This window comes from Nostoc sp., from assembly GCF_036917315.1.
Taxonomy (GTDB): domain Bacteria; phylum Cyanobacteriota; class Cyanobacteriia; order Cyanobacteriales; family Nostocaceae; genus Nostoc.
Window position 1 is genome coordinate 314,398 of the sequence record NZ_JBALDR010000034.1, and the last position, 19,601, is coordinate 333,998.

The 19,601-nt window shown below is 40.8% G+C and carries 22 protein-coding genes; 13 read left to right on the forward strand and 9 right to left on the reverse strand.

All coding sequences use genetic code 11. From position 1 onward, the window contains the following. Window positions 1–40 precede the first annotated feature (40 nt). The 3 genes from V7K84_RS16765 to V7K84_RS16775 all read right to left on the reverse strand — a co-directional run bounded on the left by V7K84_RS16765 (window position 41) and on the right by V7K84_RS16775 (window position 3,485). Window positions 41–1,969 carry an ABC-F family ATP-binding cassette domain-containing protein gene (locus tag V7K84_RS16765; RefSeq protein ID WP_334839628.1) on the reverse strand — a complete coding sequence of 643 codons (1,929 nt, stop codon included), beginning with the start codon at window positions 1,967–1,969 and terminating at the stop codon, window positions 41–43. 72 nt (window positions 1,970–2,041) lie between these two features. Further along, window positions 2,042–2,458 carry a DUF1824 family protein gene (locus V7K84_RS16770; RefSeq protein WP_094352421.1) on the reverse strand — a complete coding sequence of 139 codons (417 nt, stop codon included), beginning with the start codon at window positions 2,456–2,458 and terminating at the stop codon, window positions 2,042–2,044. A 178-nt stretch (window positions 2,459–2,636) separates the two neighbouring features. Further along, the gene (locus V7K84_RS16775; protein ID WP_292811004.1) at window positions 2,637–3,485 is read right to left on the reverse strand and encodes a prohibitin family protein; all 849 of its coding nucleotides are present in this window, start codon (window positions 3,483–3,485) and stop codon (window positions 2,637–2,639) included. A 232-nt stretch (window positions 3,486–3,717) separates the two neighbouring features. Here V7K84_RS16775 and V7K84_RS16780 point away from each other — a divergent pair, with 232 nt between their 5' ends. Genes V7K84_RS16780 through V7K84_RS16790 form a run of 3 tightly spaced genes read left to right on the forward strand, consistent with a single transcriptional unit; the run spans window position 3,718 to window position 6,844 of the window. Further along, window positions 3,718–5,526: an ABC transporter ATP-binding protein gene (locus V7K84_RS16780; protein ID WP_334839629.1), complete on the forward strand. Its 1,809-nt coding sequence runs from the start codon at window positions 3,718–3,720 to the stop codon at window positions 5,524–5,526. Window positions 5,527–5,564: 38 nt separating this feature from the next. Continuing rightward, window positions 5,565–5,993, forward strand: coding sequence for a beta-carboxysome assembly chaperone CcmS (ccmS, locus tag V7K84_RS16785; protein WP_334839631.1), 429 nt, complete (start codon window positions 5,565–5,567; stop codon window positions 5,991–5,993). A gap of 59 nt (window positions 5,994–6,052) precedes the next feature. Next, window positions 6,053–6,844, forward strand: a complete 792-nt coding sequence (locus V7K84_RS16790; protein WP_334839633.1) for an AlbA family DNA-binding domain-containing protein — start codon at window positions 6,053–6,055, stop codon at window positions 6,842–6,844. A 140-nt stretch (window positions 6,845–6,984) separates the two neighbouring features. Here the strand turns inward: V7K84_RS16790 and V7K84_RS16795 are convergent, their stop codons facing one another. From V7K84_RS16795 to V7K84_RS16805, 3 genes are all read right to left on the reverse strand, one after another. Continuing rightward, window positions 6,985–7,419: a hypothetical protein gene (locus V7K84_RS16795; RefSeq protein ID WP_334839678.1), complete on the reverse strand. Its 435-nt coding sequence runs from the start codon at window positions 7,417–7,419 to the stop codon at window positions 6,985–6,987. Further along, on the reverse strand, window positions 7,386–7,511 hold the full coding sequence (locus tag V7K84_RS16800; RefSeq protein WP_334839635.1) for a hypothetical protein: 126 nt from the start codon (window positions 7,509–7,511) through the stop codon (window positions 7,386–7,388). The genes V7K84_RS16795 and V7K84_RS16800 overlap by 34 nt, the downstream gene beginning before the upstream one ends. Window positions 7,512–7,816: 305 nt before the next feature. Next, entirely contained in the window at window positions 7,817–9,199 is a 1,383-nt protein-coding gene (locus V7K84_RS16805; RefSeq protein WP_334839636.1) for a cytochrome P450, read from the reverse strand. A 17-nt stretch (window positions 9,200–9,216) separates the two neighbouring features. Between V7K84_RS16805 and V7K84_RS16810 the strand changes: the two genes are divergently transcribed. The 4 genes from V7K84_RS16810 to V7K84_RS16825 are packed head-to-tail and all read left to right on the forward strand — an operon-like array spanning window position 9,217 to window position 11,142. Then, complete coding sequence (locus V7K84_RS16810) at window positions 9,217–9,426, forward strand: hypothetical protein (RefSeq protein ID WP_334839638.1); 210 nt, start codon at window positions 9,217–9,219, stop codon at window positions 9,424–9,426. 36 nt (window positions 9,427–9,462) lie between these two features. After that, window positions 9,463–10,095, forward strand: coding sequence for a ParA family protein (locus V7K84_RS16815; RefSeq protein ID WP_194044647.1), 633 nt, complete (start codon window positions 9,463–9,465; stop codon window positions 10,093–10,095). 2 nt (window positions 10,096–10,097) lie between these two features. Further along, complete coding sequence (locus V7K84_RS16820; RefSeq protein WP_334839641.1) at window positions 10,098–10,736, forward strand: hypothetical protein; 639 nt, start codon at window positions 10,098–10,100, stop codon at window positions 10,734–10,736. Between the two features lie 16 nt (window positions 10,737–10,752). Further along, window positions 10,753–11,142, forward strand: a complete 390-nt coding sequence (locus V7K84_RS16825) for a tautomerase family protein (protein ID WP_334839643.1) — start codon at window positions 10,753–10,755, stop codon at window positions 11,140–11,142. A gap of 238 nt (window positions 11,143–11,380) precedes the next feature. Here V7K84_RS16825 and V7K84_RS16830 read toward each other — a convergent pair whose 3' ends face one another. Further along, complete coding sequence (locus V7K84_RS16830; protein WP_334839644.1) at window positions 11,381–12,274, reverse strand: alpha/beta fold hydrolase; 894 nt, start codon at window positions 12,272–12,274, stop codon at window positions 11,381–11,383. 469 nt (window positions 12,275–12,743) lie between these two features. On the opposite strand from V7K84_RS16830, the gene V7K84_RS16835 reads away from it, so the two are divergent. Together V7K84_RS16835 and V7K84_RS16840 are read left to right on the forward strand one after the other, a co-directional pair. Continuing rightward, window positions 12,744–13,055, forward strand: a complete 312-nt coding sequence (locus tag V7K84_RS16835) for a BMC domain-containing protein (RefSeq protein WP_334839645.1) — start codon at window positions 12,744–12,746, stop codon at window positions 13,053–13,055. Between the two features lie 81 nt (window positions 13,056–13,136). Then, on the forward strand, window positions 13,137–13,484 hold the full coding sequence (locus V7K84_RS16840; RefSeq protein WP_094352433.1) for a carbon dioxide-concentrating mechanism protein CcmK: 348 nt from the start codon (window positions 13,137–13,139) through the stop codon (window positions 13,482–13,484). Between the two features lie 311 nt (window positions 13,485–13,795). Here V7K84_RS16840 and V7K84_RS16845 read toward each other — a convergent pair whose 3' ends face one another. Further along, window positions 13,796–14,062, reverse strand: coding sequence for a hypothetical protein (locus tag V7K84_RS16845; protein WP_334839647.1), 267 nt, complete (start codon window positions 14,060–14,062; stop codon window positions 13,796–13,798). Window positions 14,063–14,681: 619 nt separating this feature from the next. Here V7K84_RS16845 and V7K84_RS16850 point away from each other — a divergent pair. Continuing rightward, window positions 14,682–15,863, forward strand: coding sequence for a HetZ-related protein 2 (locus V7K84_RS16850; RefSeq protein ID WP_334839649.1), 1,182 nt, complete (start codon window positions 14,682–14,684; stop codon window positions 15,861–15,863). A gap of 52 nt (window positions 15,864–15,915) precedes the next feature. Here the strand turns inward: V7K84_RS16850 and V7K84_RS16855 are convergent, their stop codons facing one another. After that, window positions 15,916–16,050, reverse strand: coding sequence for a hypothetical protein (locus V7K84_RS16855; protein ID WP_334839651.1), 135 nt, complete (start codon window positions 16,048–16,050; stop codon window positions 15,916–15,918). 201 nt (window positions 16,051–16,251) lie between these two features. Between V7K84_RS16855 and V7K84_RS16860 the strand changes: the two genes are divergently transcribed. The 3 genes from V7K84_RS16860 to V7K84_RS16870 all read left to right on the forward strand — a co-directional run bounded on the left by V7K84_RS16860 (window position 16,252) and on the right by V7K84_RS16870 (window position 19,579). Next, window positions 16,252–17,520, forward strand: coding sequence for a pilus assembly protein PilB (locus V7K84_RS16860; RefSeq protein WP_334839653.1), 1,269 nt, complete (start codon window positions 16,252–16,254; stop codon window positions 17,518–17,520). A gap of 189 nt (window positions 17,521–17,709) precedes the next feature. After that, complete coding sequence (locus V7K84_RS16865; protein ID WP_334839655.1) at window positions 17,710–18,393, forward strand: Crp/Fnr family transcriptional regulator; 684 nt, start codon at window positions 17,710–17,712, stop codon at window positions 18,391–18,393. Between the two features lie 109 nt (window positions 18,394–18,502). Then, on the forward strand, window positions 18,503–19,579 hold the full coding sequence (locus V7K84_RS16870; protein WP_334839657.1) for a hypothetical protein: 1,077 nt from the start codon (window positions 18,503–18,505) through the stop codon (window positions 19,577–19,579). Window positions 19,580–19,601: the final 22 nt, after the last annotated feature.

Sequence of the window (19,601 nt, forward strand, 5' to 3'; positions counted from 1 at the left end):
GGCAGGGAGAGGTTCGTTGAATTCACGTCATGTTAAAACATTAAGACTCTATCTCTGCTAATTCTAACCAGCGTTCAGTCGCCACATCGATCGCGTGCTTGAGCTTTTCCACACGATCGTACAATTTCTGCACTTCGCTATAATTACCCGGTGAGACATTCGCTAGTGTTTTCTCGGTTTCTGCCTTCTCAGCCTCTAACTCGGCAATTTTACCTTCCAACTGCTCAAATTCTTTTTTCTCCCAATTGGATAATCTCCGCCGCTTGGTATTCTCTACATCCTTGGGCGCAGACGCACCATTTTGGACTTCGACATTTTTAGGCTTCTCCTTAGCGTTCGCAGCCTGTAGCTGTGCTTCTTCAGCCTTCTTATAGTCCAGATAAATCGAGTAATTACCTGGATATTGCCGCAGATTACCGCCTTCCTCAAAGGAAAATACTGTGTCGATGGTGCGATCGAGAAAGTAGCGATCGTGAGAAACTACAATTACACACCCAACAAAATCCTCTAAATAATCCTCTAGTACTGCCAATGTCTGCACATCTAAATCGTTTGTCGGTTCATCTAAAATCAAGACATTGGGCGCACCCATCAAAACCCGCAACAGAAATAAACGGCGTTTTTCCCCACCAGAAAGTTTACTAATTGGCGCATATTGTTGATTACCAGGAAACAAAAACCGCTCCAACATTTGCGAAGCACTAATTTGAGTCCCATCGGTAATTTTGATAAATTCACCTTCTTCTTTGATGTAGTCAATCACGCGCTGATTTTCGTTCAATGCTGTGAGCAATTCTTCCGAATGCTGGTCAAAATAACCGATGTGAATTGTTGTCCCAATTTCTGCAACACCTGAATCTGGCTGAATCTGACCAGTAATAATATCCATTAAAGTCGATTTACCAGCACCGTTAGCGCCAATAATGCCGATGCGGTCTTCTGGACTAAATTCGTAGGTGAAATTATTAATCAGAGTGCGTCCATTGTATGCCTTAGAAACGTTATCTAATTCAATAACTTTTTTCCCAATGCGACGACCAACTGTCGAAATATCAACTTTACCCTGAACTTGTTTAAACTCAGTATCCCGCAGAGCGTGAGCGCGGTCAATTCTCGCTTTTTGCTTGGTACTTCTGGCTTTCGGCCCTTTTTTGAGCCATTCCAACTCGCGGCGCAACAAGCCTTGGTGTTTGCGTTGACTACTTACCGCAGATTCTTCAGCTAAGGCTTTCTTTTCGAGGTAATATGAGTAGTTACCTGTATAAGTGTAAATGTCGCCTCGGTCAATTTCCACGATCCGGTTGGTAACGCGATCTAGAAAATAGCGATCGTGAGTAATCAAAAACAATGCGCCGCGATAGCGATTTAAATAACTTTGTAACCACTCTACAGAAAGAGCATCAAGATGGTTTGTCGGTTCATCCATGAGCAAAGCATCTGGTTCTGATAGCAAAGCTGATGCTAAAGCAATCCGCTTGCGATAGCCTCCAGATAAAGTACTTATCTTGGCATCAAAGTCAGAAATTCCTAATTTTGTGAGAATGATTTTGGCATTAGTTTCTAATTCCCAAGCACCACTCGTATCCATCCGTTGCATCACCACAGAAAGGCGAGACATCAGTTGACTATCATCTGGATAGTGAACCAATTTATCAGAAAGTTCTTCATACTCGCGTACTAAAGTCGTATGTTCGCCACTGTCGGCGAAAACTTGCTCTAAAACTGTATGATTTTCATCTAAATCTGGCAGCTGCGGTAAGTAGATAATTTTAGAACCGGAGTTAATTAAAATTTGACCGCTATCTATCGATTCTAACCCGGCGATCATTTTTAATAAGGTTGATTTCCCAGAACCATTAGTACCAATTAATCCAACTTTATCGGTAACATCAAGGCTAAAGCTCGCATCTTTTAAAATTTCCTTGATACCAAAGTCTTTTTTTACTGATTGTAGTGTAATAATACTCATAAGATTGAAGTCATTAATTATTTTTCATTAGTGAGTAGGTAAGACAAATACCTTACCTACATTCGCAAAATTCTATACAAATAAGTCCAAGGGAAGGTGTCCATACATTTCGTTGATTCCATCTTCGTCATAAGACTGGCAAGATACTAATACACCACGATGATGTCCATCATAGGAATCAAGATAACACAAGCCATTTTTACCATTTAATTTGATATAAACTGGGCCTTCCGGTGTCAGTAAATTATTTGGTGGTTCATAACCCAAAGCCAGAGAATAGGTTTTCATTGCCAATATTCCCTCTTCTGCTGTATCAGCACAAATTCCTAAAATTTGGTAATCAGTAAGCTTGGCGAGCAAAATTAAGGCATTACGAATTACTACTTTTTCTGATGAGTTGAGGATAGGGGCAATGTCTAGACAGTTGAATTTGTTCAGTAATTTTTTTGCTTCTTCGGCAGTGAGATTCTGAGGATTGGGAGTTGACATAAACTTCGACTATTATCTGGTTGGTTTTTCTGGGGTGTTTGAGTTGGGACTAGCCCAACTGATACCATTTTGAATTTTAGATTTGGAATTGGGAATAGTCCAATATATTGTAGAATTTGTCTGAGGTCAGAGCAAATTCCATAATCTTAGACCTTGTTATCTCATGCCCACTTCCCTTTTACGGTTGATTTTGGACATTCCCAAGGTTGAATATAAAGGGTACGCCATTTTTGGAGTCATTACCCATAACCAGGACTTTGGGCATCTGAGCGCCGCCAGTCTTCCAAGCTTCAATGGCTTCTTTTTGCAGAACTAATTGTCCTCCTTGGGCTTTGAGTGTCTCTGCTAAAAGTCTTTGAGCTTCTGCCCTACCTTTGGCACGATTAATGTCTGCTTGTGCTTCTTGTTCAGCTTCACGTGCTACGTAAACGGCTCTTTGCGCCCGTTGTTCAGCAATTTGTTTTTCTTCAACTGCTCTGGCAAATTCTGGCGAGAATGCTAAATCTACTACGCTAGTATCTAATACAATTATCCCATATTTATCTAAGCGATCGCCTAACGCCTGATCGAAGTCTTCTTTCAATTCACTTCGTTTGGTAATCGCTTCTTCTACTGTTCTTCTGGCTGCGGCAATTTTAAATGCTTCTTGTGTCTGAGGAGCAATGATTTTTGATACAATATTCTCTAAGGTTCCTTGTTTTCTTCTAACTTCAACCACCTTTATCGGATCGAGGCGAAAGTTAATTGCAAATCTCGCAGATAAATTTTGCAAATCTTTAGTGGAACTCTCTGCTGGCACTTCAAATTTTTGCACCGTCAAATCATACACATCTATCACGGTGATAAAAGGCGGTTTCACGTGAATACCTTCCAATAAAGCGCCATCTCTGGCTTTACCCAAGATGCTGATTACTCCTGCTTGTCCTGGGTTAATAATGATAAAGGAATTTAGCCCAATAATCGCTAGTATTGCTAACACAATTCCCAAAACTGTGGTTTGCCAATTACCAAATTGCTGATTTTTCAAATTCCTCTCTCCAATATTTAGTTATTTGTCATTTGTCATTTGTCATTTGTCATTTCTTATTCTCCCCCTGCTCCTCTGCTCCCCTGCTCCCCTGCCCCCCTGCTCCCCACTCCTTGAATAAACTCAGTTACTAGTTTCTCACTAGTCTGTCTGAATCAATCTTCAGACTCAGGACTTAGGACTCAAGACTTTGTTCCGTGGTAATATCAGTGACACGAAATCGCAAAAAGCCGTGGCTACTGCATTAAAATCTCATCGGGCATCAAGAAGGCGTAAACATTCAGCGCATCCTCTCCAGCGTTTGCTGGAGTATGGACACCAGTATCGTAAACAAATTTGGCTGGCGACTACTTATTCTACCCTCAATAAATTTTTCGACTTAGCACCACCCGGCTTAATTGGTGTGGCGGTGGATGTGGTAGTTAAGCAACAGGATTCCATAATTGCACAGTTAGGGGTGCGGGATGTCTTTCAACAATTTTTGATTATTTCCTTCCTGACTGTGGTCATTTGGATACTAGAATCGGTTTTTGAATACGCCTACGCTCGACTTTGGCGGAATTTGGCTCAGAATATTCAGCATGACTTGCGTTTGGATGCATACAAACATTTGCAAGAGTTGGAATTGGCTTATTTTGAAGAACGCAGCACTGGCGGTTTAATGTCTATCCTCAGTGATGATATTAACCAGTTAGAGCGGTTTTTGGATGGGGGCGCAAATGATATTATCCAAGTTTCTGCAACTGTTCTAATTATTGGCGCTGCTTTCTTTATTCTGGCTCCTAGTGTAGCGTGGATGGCTTTGTCACCGATGCCATTCATTCTCTGGGGTTCTTTTGCCTATCAACGACTGCTTGCGCCTCGCTACGCTGATGTCCGCGAAAAGGTAGGTTTTCTCAATTCGCGGTTGTCAAACAATATCAGCGGAATTACTACTATTAAAAGCTTCACATCTGAAGCTTATGAAGCCTATCGTTTGGAATTAGATAGTGACGCTTATCGTCACAGTAATTCTAAGGCAATTACTCTTTCTGCTGCATTTGTGCCGTTAATTCGGATGCTGATTTTGGTGGGTTTCACAGCATTACTTTTATATGGCGGGATGGCAGCGGTTTCTGGAGCCATGTCTGTAGGGACTTACAGCGTATTAGTATTTTTAATTCAGCGATTGCTGTGGCCTTTAACTAGATTAGGCGAAACTTTTGACCAATATCAAAGGGCAATGGCTTCTACTAATCGAGTCATGAATTTGTTAGATACTCCTATCGCCATTCATACAGGTGATGTAGCTTTACCCGTGGATGAAGTGCGCGGTGAAGTACAATTTAACAATGTTTATTTTGCCTATAAAGATAGATTTCCAGTGATTAAAAATCTGTCTTTGGATATTCCGGCGGGGAAAACCATTGCAATTGTCGGTTCTACCGGTTCTGGTAAAAGCACTTTAGTCAAACTCTTGTTGCGGTTGTATGAGGTGCAAGCTGGAAGCATTACTGTGGATGGCATTGACTTGCAAACTTTGAATTTGCAAGATTTACGGCGCTGCATCGGTTTGGTAAGTCAAGATGTGTTTCTATTTCATGGCACTGTAGCGGAGAATATTGCTTACGGCAGCTTTGAGACTACAGAGCAAGAAATCATCACGGCGGCGAAGATAGCCGAGGCACACGAATTTATTGTTGAATTGCCCGAAGGTTATGAGACAATTGTGGGGGAAAGAGGACAAAAGTTATCTGGTGGACAAAGACAACGGATTGCGATCGCCCGTGCAGTCTTAAAGAATCCCCCCATTCTGATTTTAGATGAAGCTACCTCGGCGGTGGATAATGAAACAGAAGCGGCAATCCAGCGATCGCTAGAACGGATTACAGTAGATAGAACTACAATTGCGATCGCTCATCGTCTTTCCACTATCCGCAATGCCGATTGCATTTATGTCATGGAACATGGGAAATTAGTAGAGTCGGGAACCCATGAGCAATTGCTGGAGAAAGACGGGATTTATTCCGGCCTCTGGCGTGTACAGTCAGGTTTGAGATAAGTTTCGCCTATTGTCTGTGTCTTCATTACGAATTATTTATGTTTTTTGGTAATAGTCAACCAGAATCAGGTGATACTAAGTGGCGTCGCCAGTTGGATAAGTTTGTCAAAGCAAATCAGCAGGAATTGGCGGCGCTGTTTTGGGGATTGTGGTTAGCAAATGGTGACAGTCAAGGTACTGTTGGTATTGATTTGCAACCAACGCCGCATTTTGTTTATTGTCCGAAAGAGCAGATTGAGAATTTAAATATTAAGGTTGATAATCGGCTTCAGGAAATTTTGGGAATTTTGGAGAATCACAAACCGGATGTGGAAGTTGTGATGATTGGGATTGGGAAGGGGGAAATTAAGTTAATTCAGTTTGCACCGGAACCAGCACCACCGATTTGTTTTGAGCAAGTTGGGAAGGATGTGGATGGGTTGTTGGATGTGTTGGAAGAGAGGATGAGGGAGCATTTTCCCAGTTAAAAGCTTGATAAGTATTATTTATGTAATTAAACTTTGATACCATAAAGGTCGATTTTTATATGTCTTCAAACATGAAGCAAACTAAAAGCTGGAAAGAAGATTTTGCTCAATTTTTTGAATCTCCAAGTCGAGAAACTTTGCGTGAATTACTCCGCAACCATACAGGAGAATATGATGATCTAGACTTTAAAAGTGAACTGGTTTCAGATGATGAAATAGCCAAGAATATTCTTGCTATGGCTAATAAATCCGGTGGTGCAATTATTTTTGGTGTTGAGGAAAAAAAAGAAGATAACAGCTTTAACTCTAAGGGATTATCCGATTTAAATGATAAAACTAATTTTAAAAATAAAGTTGAAAAATATCTTCCGTCTCAGCTAGATTTTGAGGTTATAGATTTTTCATATGAAGAATCAGAATATCCAAAACTAAAAGGTAAACTATTTCGGGTTGTGATTATAGAATATAATCCACGATATATTCCCTTTTTACCTAAGAAAGATAGTGATAAAATTAAGCGTTATCACATATTTATAAGACACCATACTAGTACTATCACTGCTGAATATGAACATTTGCAAGATATTTTAAATCGTAGAGTAGAAACAACATATTCCTCTACAACAGAAATGTCTCTAGCTGAACACCTTGCTCAATTGAAAGAACTATATTCAATGATACAAAAGAATAAACCTGGTTTGGCTTTGGACTTTTTGATAGGTATAAATCCATCTTTTAGACAGGAAAATCCATATTATCCAAAAGAAGAATATGATGCTTTTATTAGTAGAATGATTTCTGTAAAGAAGGAAGTAATAGAAGCTATAATCCAAAGAAAAGAACCTTTATAAAGCAGAGTTTTAAATAAAGTACGGTTAATACTTTCAAGTCTGGACGCAATGAGTAACTGTAAAGTTTTCCCTCTTATGACTCAAAAAAACATCAGGCAAAATGACAAAAAAGTCACCGAGGTGAGGGATATGGTTAACTCTCAACTAAACTTTAGAAGTTGTATCTCAAGCATTGAAGAATCGATATCCAAAAGCCAATTTTCATCAATAAACTCTAAATTTTCATTGTAAATAAGAACCAACTCACCTAGCTTTTGAGTGCCATCAACGGCAGAAGCTATGAGGAAAAACTTTAGTTGTAGAAAATGTTCTTTGTAGGTAACGCCAATAGAGCTACTAACTAATTCAGCTTCTAGGATACGAGGCAAAGTAATTGTCTCATAATATTTATCTTGTTCATCCCAGTAGCCGCATATTTTATAATCAGATAGTTCTAAATATTTTTTAACAAGATCATTAGCATCTAAAGTTTCTAATATTTCAGTTAAATCTCGCCAAACTTGATGATTTTGTAATTCGAGTTTGTCATAGTTATGCGCGTTTAATGTTCTGTTACCAAACCGGAAAAGTGTAATATCCCATCAATAAATTTTCCATGATATTGGCGCTCGCCACCTTTACCTAATACTTTAGATTTCAGATCGTAGTCCGATTCTTGGGAAGTCACTAGCCCTACATTACCGCGAGGAGGTACTTGCCCTTTCTCAATGGCTTTTAAATGTTTGCCATTCTGATCGTATTTTAATGCAAACTTTATTTGTTCACTTGCAAATGAAACTAGTAGACCACTGGTTGAAAAATATACAGTATTAGGTTGAATATCTTCCCAATTATTGGGTCAAGCTTCCATTTAATTTACTACTGATATACTAGTCAAATTTAATTCGTAATGGGCTATGTCCCGCTACGTTAACGTAATTCGTAATTATTACTTAATAGTAGGGTGGGTATTTTAATATCCACCCTACTTACCTAAACTAGCGCTGGTGTATTTGCACGCTTAACTTGAGGTGTAGCAACCATCCGCATTCCGGCTGGTGCAGCTAAAGTTAACCCACGGCGCACAGGACGCACGGGACGTTTATTCACTAGCGAAACTTGAAATTCTGACAAAACAGTTGCCAAGACAATTTTCATTTCATACTGGGCAAATGCCATCCCAATACAGCGACGATTACCGCCACCAAAGGGTAAATATTCATAAGGTGAATATCGTCTTCCTAAAAAGCGTTCTGGTTTAAACTGCTTGGATTGTGGGTAAACTTCTTCCCGATGATGGGCTAAATAAATGCTAGGGGCTATTGCTGTTCCCTCTCGCAGTTCGTAGCCCATAATCGTAATTGGGGTTTTCACAATCCGCGGGAAAGCAGTCATGACAATTGGGTAAAGTCGCAATGTCTCTTGGTAAACTGCTGTCAAATAAGGCAATTTAGCTACACTATTCAAATCAGCGTTAACTCCAATGGTGTTGAGTTCCTGTAACAACTTCTCACGCACCTCTGGTAAACGATCGATCCAGTAAAAAGCCCATGTCAATGCTGAAGCGGTAGTTTCATGTCCCGCAACTAGCAGTGTCATTAACTCGTCGTGTAATTCTTCATCTGACATCCCTTGACCATCGTCATAACGAGCCGCCATCATCAAACTTAGGATATCTTGGCGATTTCGATCGAGTTCAGCCCGACGTTCTCGAAGCAAAGCATAAATCAGGCGATCGATTTTTTGCCGTTGTTGCAAAACCCAACCCCACGGACTCCACGCACCGAAATCTTTTTGCATGAACTGGAAGAAGAAGGCGCTGGACATTAGAGGCGAAGTGATGAAGTCTAGTAAGTCACTTAGCGATCGCCTCAGTTCCTCAAACAGCTGTCCATCATTCAAACCAAATACAACCCGCAGAATAACACGCAAGGTAACTTCTTGCATCGACTCACGGATCTTAAAAGGCTTACCAATTTGCCATTCATTAGTCACCTGTCGGGTGATTTCCCGAATTTCCTCGCCGTAAGCCCGCATCCTTTCGCCATGAAAGGGAGGAGCTAATAGTTGCCGTTGGCGCTGGTGGCGATCGCCATCCGCTAACATAAAAGAGCGATCGCCAAGTAAAAATTTTAGCCCTGTGTTCCCCCTGCCAACCTCAAAATGCCTGGAATCAGCAGTAAAAATCTGCTCAAGGGCTTGGGGTTGACTAAAATATACAAGATGGTTATCAGAGCTACTACTCCTGATGGTGAAAGTGTCACCGTAGATTTTGGCAAAATCATCCATATATTTCACTGGCTGAGTAATAAACTTGATCGTACGCAGCCAGCGCGGCATTTGAGGCCCATCGGGCAAATTGTAAGTAGTTGTCATAGAATTTTGTGGAGTTGATGGCTTCTGAATTTTATTGTTACGACTTTTCATGTTACTTAGGGTTACAGAAAGCGGTATATTCATCATTGGGGACTAGGGACTGGAAACTGGGAACTGAAAAAGAAGACAAAGAGGATAATCATAACTCTTGTACAGACGCGATTAATCGCCTCTCTACTCCTAACTCAGCACTCAGCACTCCTAACTCAGCACGGGCTAAACCTTAGCTATCCGCTAACAAAAGGCAGCATCGGAAGTAAGCAGTGCCAAAAATCATCGCTATTCTCAACGGTAAAGGAGGAGTCGGTAAAACGACTACCGCAGTCAATCTGGCTGCAAACTTTGCGAAGAAAAAAAAGGTGCTGCTGATTGATGCAGATATTCAAGGTTCTGCCAGTTGGTGGTTTGGGCGCAGTCAGCAGGGAATGGGATTTGATTTATCTCAAGAAACCGATCCCGCACTTTTAAGTGATTTAGCAAAGATAACAGGTTACGATTTAGTAGTGGTGGATACACCTCCCGCCCTGCGCTCTGAAGCATTAGTGGCGGTAGTTGCGATCGCAGATTATCTAGTTTTGCCGACACCCCCATCTGCAATGGATTTAGCAATCCTCGTGGAAACAGTCAAGGAAGCCGTCATCCCTGTGGGAACTCCCCATCGGGTATTGCTCACCAAAGTCGATACGCGCAGTCTGGGGGAAGCACAAGAAGCAAAAAACACTCTGACTCGCTTAGGTATTCCTACTTGTAATACCTTCATCCGTGCTTATAAAGCTCATGAACGAGCAGCACTTGAAGGTGTAGCGATTACTCAATGGCGAGGAGGAAACGCACGGGAGGCGGAATTAGACTACCGCCGTGCAGCTGATGAATTACAGCGTGATTGGAGAAAATAAGAATGGCTAGGAAACAAAGTCTCTCTGACTTACTACAAGAAGAGGCGCAAAAATTTACACCCCCAGAAGGTGAATCTGCGATCGAAGTTACAGCAGAAAAAATTGTCGAAGAACAAGCTTCAGCTGATGAGGAATCGTTAGGGCAACCACTTGAACTAGCTTCTACTAAACGCAGTCCTACTAAGGCTGATTTAGAAGCAACTGTCAAAGAGTTGACAAGTAATCTAGAAACAAGCCACAAAAAAGAAGCATCTCTTGGACAAGAAATTACTGATTTGCAATCAAAATTATCTAAACAAAAAACATTTGTATCAGAACAAAAATCATTACTAGAACAACTAACCAAAGAACTTGATGAAACCAAAAAAACAGCGCTGCAACTTGCAGAAGCCAATTCCCTGCTGATAGAAGAAATTAATTCTTTCAAAAAAGAAGCAGAACAAAAAGCAGTACAAAAAGCAGAAGAGAAATCTAAACTTGTTGTCAAAGAAAGTAGCGCGATCAAACCAGTAAAAGACCACTACAATCCGCTTAACTACAAAAAATCACATCGTTCATCGGAAACACTTGCTCAAAATCAACCACAAAATCAACCAAATGAGTATCCCGATAGTTCTAATGAGATGTGGTTACTTGACTAGAGTCAGTTAAAGGTTAATGGTACAAATCAAAATCTATGGCACTGCTTCATTTATCCGTCACTCTCGCAGTGCCATTTCTGACACAATTCATTCTTGTGTTGTTGAAGCTTTAGTATATCCTCAAGATAAGCGTATCCATCGGTTTTTTCCTCTCGAACCCGATGATTTCATCTACCCTTTAGGACGTTCAGAGAAATACATCATCATTGAGATTAGTATGTTTGAGGGACGGACTATTGAAACGAAAAAGAAACTAATTAAGTTGTTGTTTTCTAGCTTATCCGAACAAGTTGCAATTGCACCTATAGATATAGAAATCACGATTACAGAAACCCCAAAACATAATTGGGGTATTCGGGGAACAACAGGAGATGAATTAAACCTAAATTACCAAGTGCAAGTGTAAATCTTTGGAGTTTGTAGGGTGGGCATTATAATGCCCACATTAATTCAAGACAGGTTTGCGTTAGCGTTCGCGAAGCGTCTCGTAGAGAAGCTCACCGAAGGTATCGCTCTAGTTACATTTCCTAAAATTCTGTGAAAGTAACACAATTAAAGAGAAAAATAGTAGCGATGACAAAAGCCATTAGCAACAGATGAAAAGCTTTCCAGAGTAGCCTTACAGAAAAATTATTGAGGTTAGGCTATCTTTCAACTCGAAAGTCTAAAATATGCTGCGCGGTGATTTGTGGTTGTTCCAAGTGTGGAAGATGACCACAATCTTGAATCCAGGTGAGAGTAGTGTGGGGAATTGCCTTTTGAAACTTTGTGGCATCCTCAGTACCCAAAATTTTATCGGAATCGCCCCACAAAATTAGCGTTTGTTGCACAATTTGTGATAACATTTCAAGTCTAAAAGCACTGTAACCACCACTTTTAGTGAAAGAAATCAGAGCTTGATTCCAACTCGGCATTTGTAAGTGTAATGCTCCACAACATAACGCATCGATAGAGGCAAGAGTTTGATTTTTATATCCAATGCGAGAAACGCGATCGCGCACCTTCAGATTACTCAAAAACTGAGTTGCTAAATAATCTAATGGGGGAAACATGAATTTGCTCAATGGCGAACCACCTGCTAACCCCGCGCTGTCAATTAACACTAGCTTTTCTACAACTTCTGGATAAGCCAATGTAAAATCAATCGCCGTCGCACCGCCCATCGAAGCGCCCACTAAAATTACAGGTTGGTTAATTAGGCTTTTCCAAAAATAATAAAGATGGGTTTTAATCGCAGTTGGGCTATAGGCAATTCCTGAAAGTCTATCTGTAAATCCAAAACCTAACAAATCCACTGCCCAAGTTTCATTATCTTCAGACAGTAGTGGCAAAAGCCGCCGAAATTCTAATACAGAACTGTCAAAGCCGTGAATTAATAAAATCGGAGTTCCACCACACCCTTGCTTGACAAATGTTGTGGTAACTGCTTGATTAGTTAAAGGAGTAGCGATCGCTGTTGTTTGAATACTCCGAGCTAATGCGATCGAAGTAGATTCTGTGAGTTGCTCAACTGCCGTCGGAAGAAAATTCGGAAACATAAATTTCAGTTTATCGTACTAGCCTGTCTCCACGCATAACTGATTTTCTTAAACAATATACTTATACAACCTAAGAGGTTGTTTGAAAAGTGGTTAGGTGTGATTTTAGGCACTTATTGATCCCCCCTAGCCCCCCTTAAAAAGGGGGGAAAACTTCTTAAAGTCCCCCTTTTTAAGGGGGATTTAGGGGGATCTAAAACTTTTTGCTACCAACAACAGGACTTTTCAAACATCCTCTAAGATGCTGAAGTCTTATTTGTAATTTATATATAAAACATAAGTCAAGTAATATCAAAATATTCTAACTCGCAACAGACACGATTAATCGCTTACAGGACAGACACAATTAATCGCCTCTCTAATCTCCAAAAAAAATATGGCATCAAAGAAAGTTTTCCAAAATGTCAAAATGGGGACTAAAGCCACGTACAATTAAAATCGCTTATCCCTTAATCCAGGAGCTAATGCCATGCCAATGGCGGTTGGCGTAATTGAAACTTTAGGTTTTCCGAGTGTCTTAGCAGCAGCAGATGCAATGGTCAAAGCTGCCGCAGTCACAATTGTGTATTATGGTCAAGCGGAAAGTGCCCGCTTGTTAGTCGCCGTCCGGGGACACGTTTCTGAAGTAAATAGAGCTGTTGAAGCCGGAATCGTAGCGGGTGAGGAAGTAAAAGCTGGTACAGTAATTACCTATTACATCGTTCCTAATCCCCCGGAAAATGTGGAAACCATATTACCAATCCATTTCACTGAAGAATCAGAACCTTTCCGTATGTTCTAAGCAATTTTGCTATCAAAATCTGTAGCGAAGCTTCGTACAATTAACTTGTAGCCCCTAGTTTATTCATACAGGAGATTAATAATGTCATTACAGGCAGTTGGAGCACTTGAAACTAAAGGTTTTCCTGCGGTGCTAGCAGCAGCAGATGCTATGGTAAAAGCTGGTCGAGTTACCCTCGTTGGTTATATCAGAGTAGGTAGCGCTCGCTTTACAGTTAATATTCGTGGCGATGTTTCTGAAGTAAAAGCCGCTATGGCTGCCGGTGTTGAAGCCGCAGAAAATGTTTATGGCGGTACACTTGAATCCTGGGTAATTATTGCTCGTCCCCATGAAAACGTTGAAGCTGTTCTGCCAATTGGTTACACAGAACAAGTCCAAGGGTATCGAGAGTCTGTAGAAAATCCCATTGTTAGAGCGAACAATCGATAGATTTAACCTCCTGCGGGGGAATTCAAAACAAAAAATTCCCATAGATGAATTTAAAGAGAAGTTTATTGTCAGGCTTCTGACTATTAAAACTTTAGAGAAATGCATTCCTCCTGTTTTTAGATTTTGCATAAGTTGAATTTTGAAGCAGAGGAAAAGTAACAGTCAGAGTCAATAGTCAAAACCAATATTGACTGTTGACTGTTCATTTTTAGGAATATAAAATTTTTCAGAATAACTTAACCAATATGAAAGGTGTAGTTGTGACTGAAGCTAGTTTAAAAAAGAGAAATTTGCCGATCAATTCCTACTATTTAGAATAGCGTAGGCGTAGCCCGCACAACTCTTGGAGACGCTGTGCGTAGCTTGCCTCCACAAAGCGACGCGACCATCGTAGACATCGCCACATAAGATACTGAGACTAATTCCACGCTATGGCGATAGTATTTATCTAAGGGCGTTGCTGAATCAAGGGATGATTCTTGTAGGGTGGGCGACACGAGCGCCCTGAAATACAAGGGACGGGCAAGATGTGCATCCCACAAAACTAGCAAAATCATCCCGCAAATATGCAACGCCATCTAAGATTTTATACAACGACTTACCAAACAACCTTTTAAAACTCTAATTACCGTATATATATTTAATAAAATCATAAAAGATCGCAAAAATTGACTGAACACGATTCAGTTAAAGCCCAATCCTCCTTGAAAAGCAAAAAATTAAGCCAATTTATCAAAGGGGTTACGGAATCTCCAGGGCAAAATCTCATTAACACTAAGGATATTGAGACTCAACTAAATATTCTTACTACGTAAAGGTTTGTACAGAATTGAAACTTATACTGGTGGAATAACGTCCAACTTTGAGTTAAATTAGATTCGTTCCTCGGCTCTGTTACAAGTCAGATTTACCCGATCCATTTTGTGAAAGGTGTATCCTCCCCACTTTAAGCAGATTTCTGTTCTCAACTAAAACACATAACTTTACAAAAAGTTTAAATAGGCAGAATACCCCAAATGCTTGATATATGTTGGTTTTGGACTTTTTAAAATAAAAGCAAAACATCAATATAGAAATTTCTGCATAATTCTAATGAATTCAGACGTAATAAAAGTAGAATCACTGAGCTATTTTCATGAAATACATGAAATTCGTGAAATCTGGGGCAGCTGCCAGTTAAACAATTAGGTGGGACGAATGGGGGTTGTAATGCAAACTTCAAAATTGAGTTTCGAGGAATGCAATCTCACTATGACAACGGATGTGGAAAAACTGGCTCTAGATTGGCAAAAGCGCTTGGCTGTCGAATGTCCAGACCAAAATGAAGCCGCAAGGCAAAGCGTTATTCTCTGGCTGTTGGGATCTGACTCAAAACGGTTCGATCTGTATAATCCTAAAGAACTCGATATCGCCAAGCAAGCGATGGAATATCGCTGGAGGATTTTACGTCAACGCTACTTGGGGCTGGGGCGAGAACGTGCTTATCGCAACTTGATAACTCGATTGGGGAGTTTAGTAACATTACGGAATAAGATTCAGACTTGGGTTTCCCTCAGCCGCGATCGCCAGCGCAGTGTGATGGATGTGTTACAAGAAGTACTCCAAGAATTACTCCAAAACGACAGCCAGATGCAACAGCAAATGGCTGATATTGGCAAATATACAACTGATAGAAGATTGGGAGATGCTCTGTTATTTGCCAGTTTAGAAGAATATTGTTTGCGGCCGGTACGCAATCAACCCCTATTAGCTTACCGATTTGTGAATTATTTGCGTCGCACTCAGCGCGGTGGTTTAACCCAAGTGCCAGGGCGTGATTTGGTTCGACTAGTCTCAGAAGAAGTTCTCACAGACGACAGTGACAATCGAGTTAACTTAGTCGATAGTCAGGCGATCGCAGAATATCAAGAAGCACAACAACTAGAGGAACAACAAGGGCTGCGCCAGTCAGTACAAAAAGAATTTGAAGATTATTTACAAGAAAATCTGGGAACAGATGCAGTGGAATGGCTACGACTCTATCTGCAAGGTAAGTCTCAGGAAGATATCGCCCAGAAACTGAATAAGCAGACTAAAGAGGTATATCGACTACGAGAAAAAATTAGTTATCATGCTGTGCGTGTTTTTGCCCTCAAAGGTAAACCAGAACTCGTGGAAAGTTGGCTCTCAATTTCCTTGCAAGAACATAACTTGGGGTTAACCCAAAACCAATGGGAGCAACTTGATGAAAAATTGACTCCTCTGGGGCGGCAGATTTTAGCTTTGCGCAAAGCGGGTAACTCAATAGAAGCAATAGCCGAACAGTTAAAACTCAAAACCCATCAAGTGCTAGGCGAATGGACAAAAGTCTATCTGACAGCCCAAGCTTTAAGAACCTAGGAGTAGCTTTTAGTGGGAAATGAAACATGGGGGAGTGGGGAGCAGCACTTCTCTACGTTCGCAGAGCGTGTCGCAGACAGACGCTGGGCGTAGCTTGCGTGCCGTAGGCAAGTGGTACGGCTACGCTATGTAACCAAGAAGCAGGGAAGACAAAGAAGGGGACAAGGAAATAAACAAAACTCAGCACTGGCTTAACCTTAGCTATCCACTAACAGCACTCTTTTGCCCAATCCTCAGTATTATCTCCAGTCTATAATCTAAAATTCATCTTCTACTTACATTTACTTAAGTATATATAATTGAAATTTTAACAATATAACAAAGTATCTTTATTAACTACCTATTGAATTGGAGGCAAAATATAAGTAAACACCAACGAATCAAATCTATGTTGTCTTCAAAGGGCGAACTAAATGATACAGCAGCAAATGGACAGCAAATGCTAACTGCCGCTCAAACTAGGTGGGAGCAAGGAGGCGATCGCGAACAAATGTTCCACCTAATCGATCATCTTTTGTCCTTTGAAGCTTGCCTTTACCACCAAATTTTGCCCTTTGGATTAGAAGACAAAAACCTCTTGTTAGGCATGGTTTATCCACAAGAGAGCGAAGCCCTAGATTACGTTGGTCGCATTTTGTCTTCTATCAATTGCACAATGGTGATTGAGGCGATCGCAGCCGATGCCCACCGCAGAATACTATCAGCCTACCTCAACCATAAGAATACATCTCAGCTAGATGCCCAACAAGTGCATCAGCCAACAGTGGACTTTCCCGCAACAAATAGCCCAGCTACGATTGCTGACATACCTAGTCCTTCCTTAGCTGCCGACTCGGAATCAAATCAACAACCAGTATTGATGGTGTTTCAGACACAAAAGCGTCAAAATTCTGGACAAAGGGTAGACTTGCCTCCTATCCCAGAGCTAGACCAATCATCTCAAACTACGACATTCTTCACCCCTATTTCCACAACTCAACCGGGAGAGGATTCTGAAGCCACATCATCAAACAATTTACCTATTTTTCCCACACAAGCTTCCGAACTACTGAGTCCGATTGAGTTGCTAACAACACTACCACCAAAAAAATTACTAGAAGAATTACTAGGGCGAATCCTGGCTGGGGGAATTGGTCGGCTGTACTTAGAAAGACAAGCTTATGAAGGCAGAATATTGTGGAGTGACAATGGAGTTTTGCAGTCTGTATTAGACAAACTGCCGCTCTCAGTTTTTCAAGGAGTATTGAATGAATTAAAGCGGTTTGCTTCCTTGCCTGTAACCACGATTGCAGAACCAAAACAGGTAGAAAAGGAATACGTATATCAAAAAAATCGCTTATTATTACGCTTGCGAGTCATGCCGGGAATCTACGGTGAAGAGGCAACACTCCAAGTATTGCGGGGAGCAGCATTAAAATTCTATCAACAACAGCAATTAACGCGTCTAAGCGGCGATGCTTTAGGAATTTCTCAGCAACTAAGTATAAAGTTACATGAACTACAAGAACGACTTTTACTGAATCCTAGCCTTGATTCTCAGCAATTAGAGGCTTTAGTTACCCTGAATCAATTAGTGAAAAATTTAGATCAACAGATCAAAATACTGGCACTAGATAGCAATTTACCAACAAAGAGTAAATCATCGGTCAGTAAGTGAAAACGCTGATTTCGTTAGCATACATAATTGTTATGTTGTAATGGAATCCTAGACTGATAAAGCTTAGAGATTCATCTCCAAATAAATACAAATTTTGCGATCGTATTCTAAGTAAGATTACGGTTTAAACAAACTTAATAGTAGCAAAGTTAGTTTCCCCCTCTTAAATCCTATTGTTGCAAATATTTCATGTTAACTGAGGTTTTTAGTGAACTTTTCCCCTTAATGAGTACAGCCAATCCACAGACATTGGAATGGCTACTCAACGTTGCAATTGAACATGAATACCCATCTGGGCGAGCCGTTGTGATGGAAGATGCTTGGGGTAACGCCGTTTACTTCGTGGTTTCTGGTTGGGTCAAAGTCCGGCGTACCGTCGGGGAAGATTCAGTAGCTTTGGCAATTTTTGGGCGTGGAGATTTTTTTGGAGAAATGGCAATTTTGGATGAATCTCCACGCTCAACTGATGTCATTGCCCTTTCACCCGTGAAGTTGCTTAGTATCTCCAGAGAGCGGTTTATTCAAATATTGTTTAAAGACCCACAATTACATCACCGGATGTTGCAACTGATGGTGCGGCGATTGCGACAAATTAACCTACGCCTACAAATGCGATCTTCACCACCAGCAGTCAAACTCGCCCATACCCTAGTGAGTTTAGGCGAAAGTTATGGTCAAGAATCAGACTTAGGAAGAGAAATTTTTAACATTCCCTTTAAAGATTTAGCAGAAGTGACAGAAATCGGTGTTGAAGAAACCACCAAAATCATGGAAAAGCTGCATGAAAAAGGGTGGATAAAAATTGATAGCGCCAATAACATCACTTATCTTGTGAACTTCAAACAGTTGATGAACTTGGCTGGCAAAGTGTAATTGTTTTATTTATTCAGCGATACAAATTTTGATATTAAGTAAGTCAACCGACAAGATGCTTCGGTTGACTTGCTTATTAGAGGTGTAAGTAGTTCACAAATTTAGACCAATGGATGACACCACTCCACCCCTGACAAAAAACGTCACCCAGGCACAATTATTAGCAGCAGAACCTAGTACTGACCCTGAACTGTTGCGGGAACTGGCATTATCTACCGACAAAATAACCCGTCAGTCCGTTGCAGGCAACCCCAACACCCCATCTGATGTACTTTTGAAACTGGGAGCAGAATTTCCGTCCCAATTGCTAGATAATCCTGTGTTTCCATTACTACTTTTGGAAAATCTCAATCTAGTTGCAGAAATTCCTTTACCTACCTTGCGAAGCATTCTCAAGCAGGAAAATGTTCCAGTATATATTTTGGAGCAAGTAGCAGAACAGGCAGATTTGGAAGTGCAACTGGGCTTAGTTAAAAATGTCCAAACTCCCAAAGGTGTGTTAAATCGTTTAACTCAAAGCCGACATCCTCAAGTTGTGGAATCTGCCCGTCTGCACATCAATCTGGCTGGAGAATTAACAGAAAAATACGAAGAAAGAATAAAAGAGGTAGTTCAAGGAATCATCCCTAACGCTTACAAAGCCGATACTAGCAGTCTTGTAGTTCTAGCTCAGATTTGCCCTATTCCAGAATTTATGGTTGAACATTGGGTGCAGGACTCAAGCTACAAAGACTTTTTCTGTAGAAGGCTTGCTAATTCTCCTGCCACGTTTCCCAGTGTTCTCAAATACCTAGCCAATCATACTGATGATTGGACAAAGTGTAAAGTAGCCGAAAATCCCAATACTCCCGTAGAGACTCTACGAAAATTTGCCACTGAAGAGCAAGCTTGCTTTAGTCTTGCTCTTAATTTAAGTACACCTGCTGATATTCTGGAGAGTTTGAGTACAAATCAAAACCAAACAATTCGTATTAGGGTCGCTCAACATCCCAATACATCCCTAACTGTGGTGAAAGACCTAGCAAACGATCCAGATATGCACGTTGCTAATGCTGCGACTAAGGTAATAGGAGAACTACAAGGGGAATATACTGCTGAAGCGGTTAGGAAGAATCCTAGGGCGTGTCATCAATTAGGTAAACTGGAGTCAGTGGTGCTTGGGATGATTAAGCAAATAGAGAAATAATGACTCGACGTTATGCGCTGCG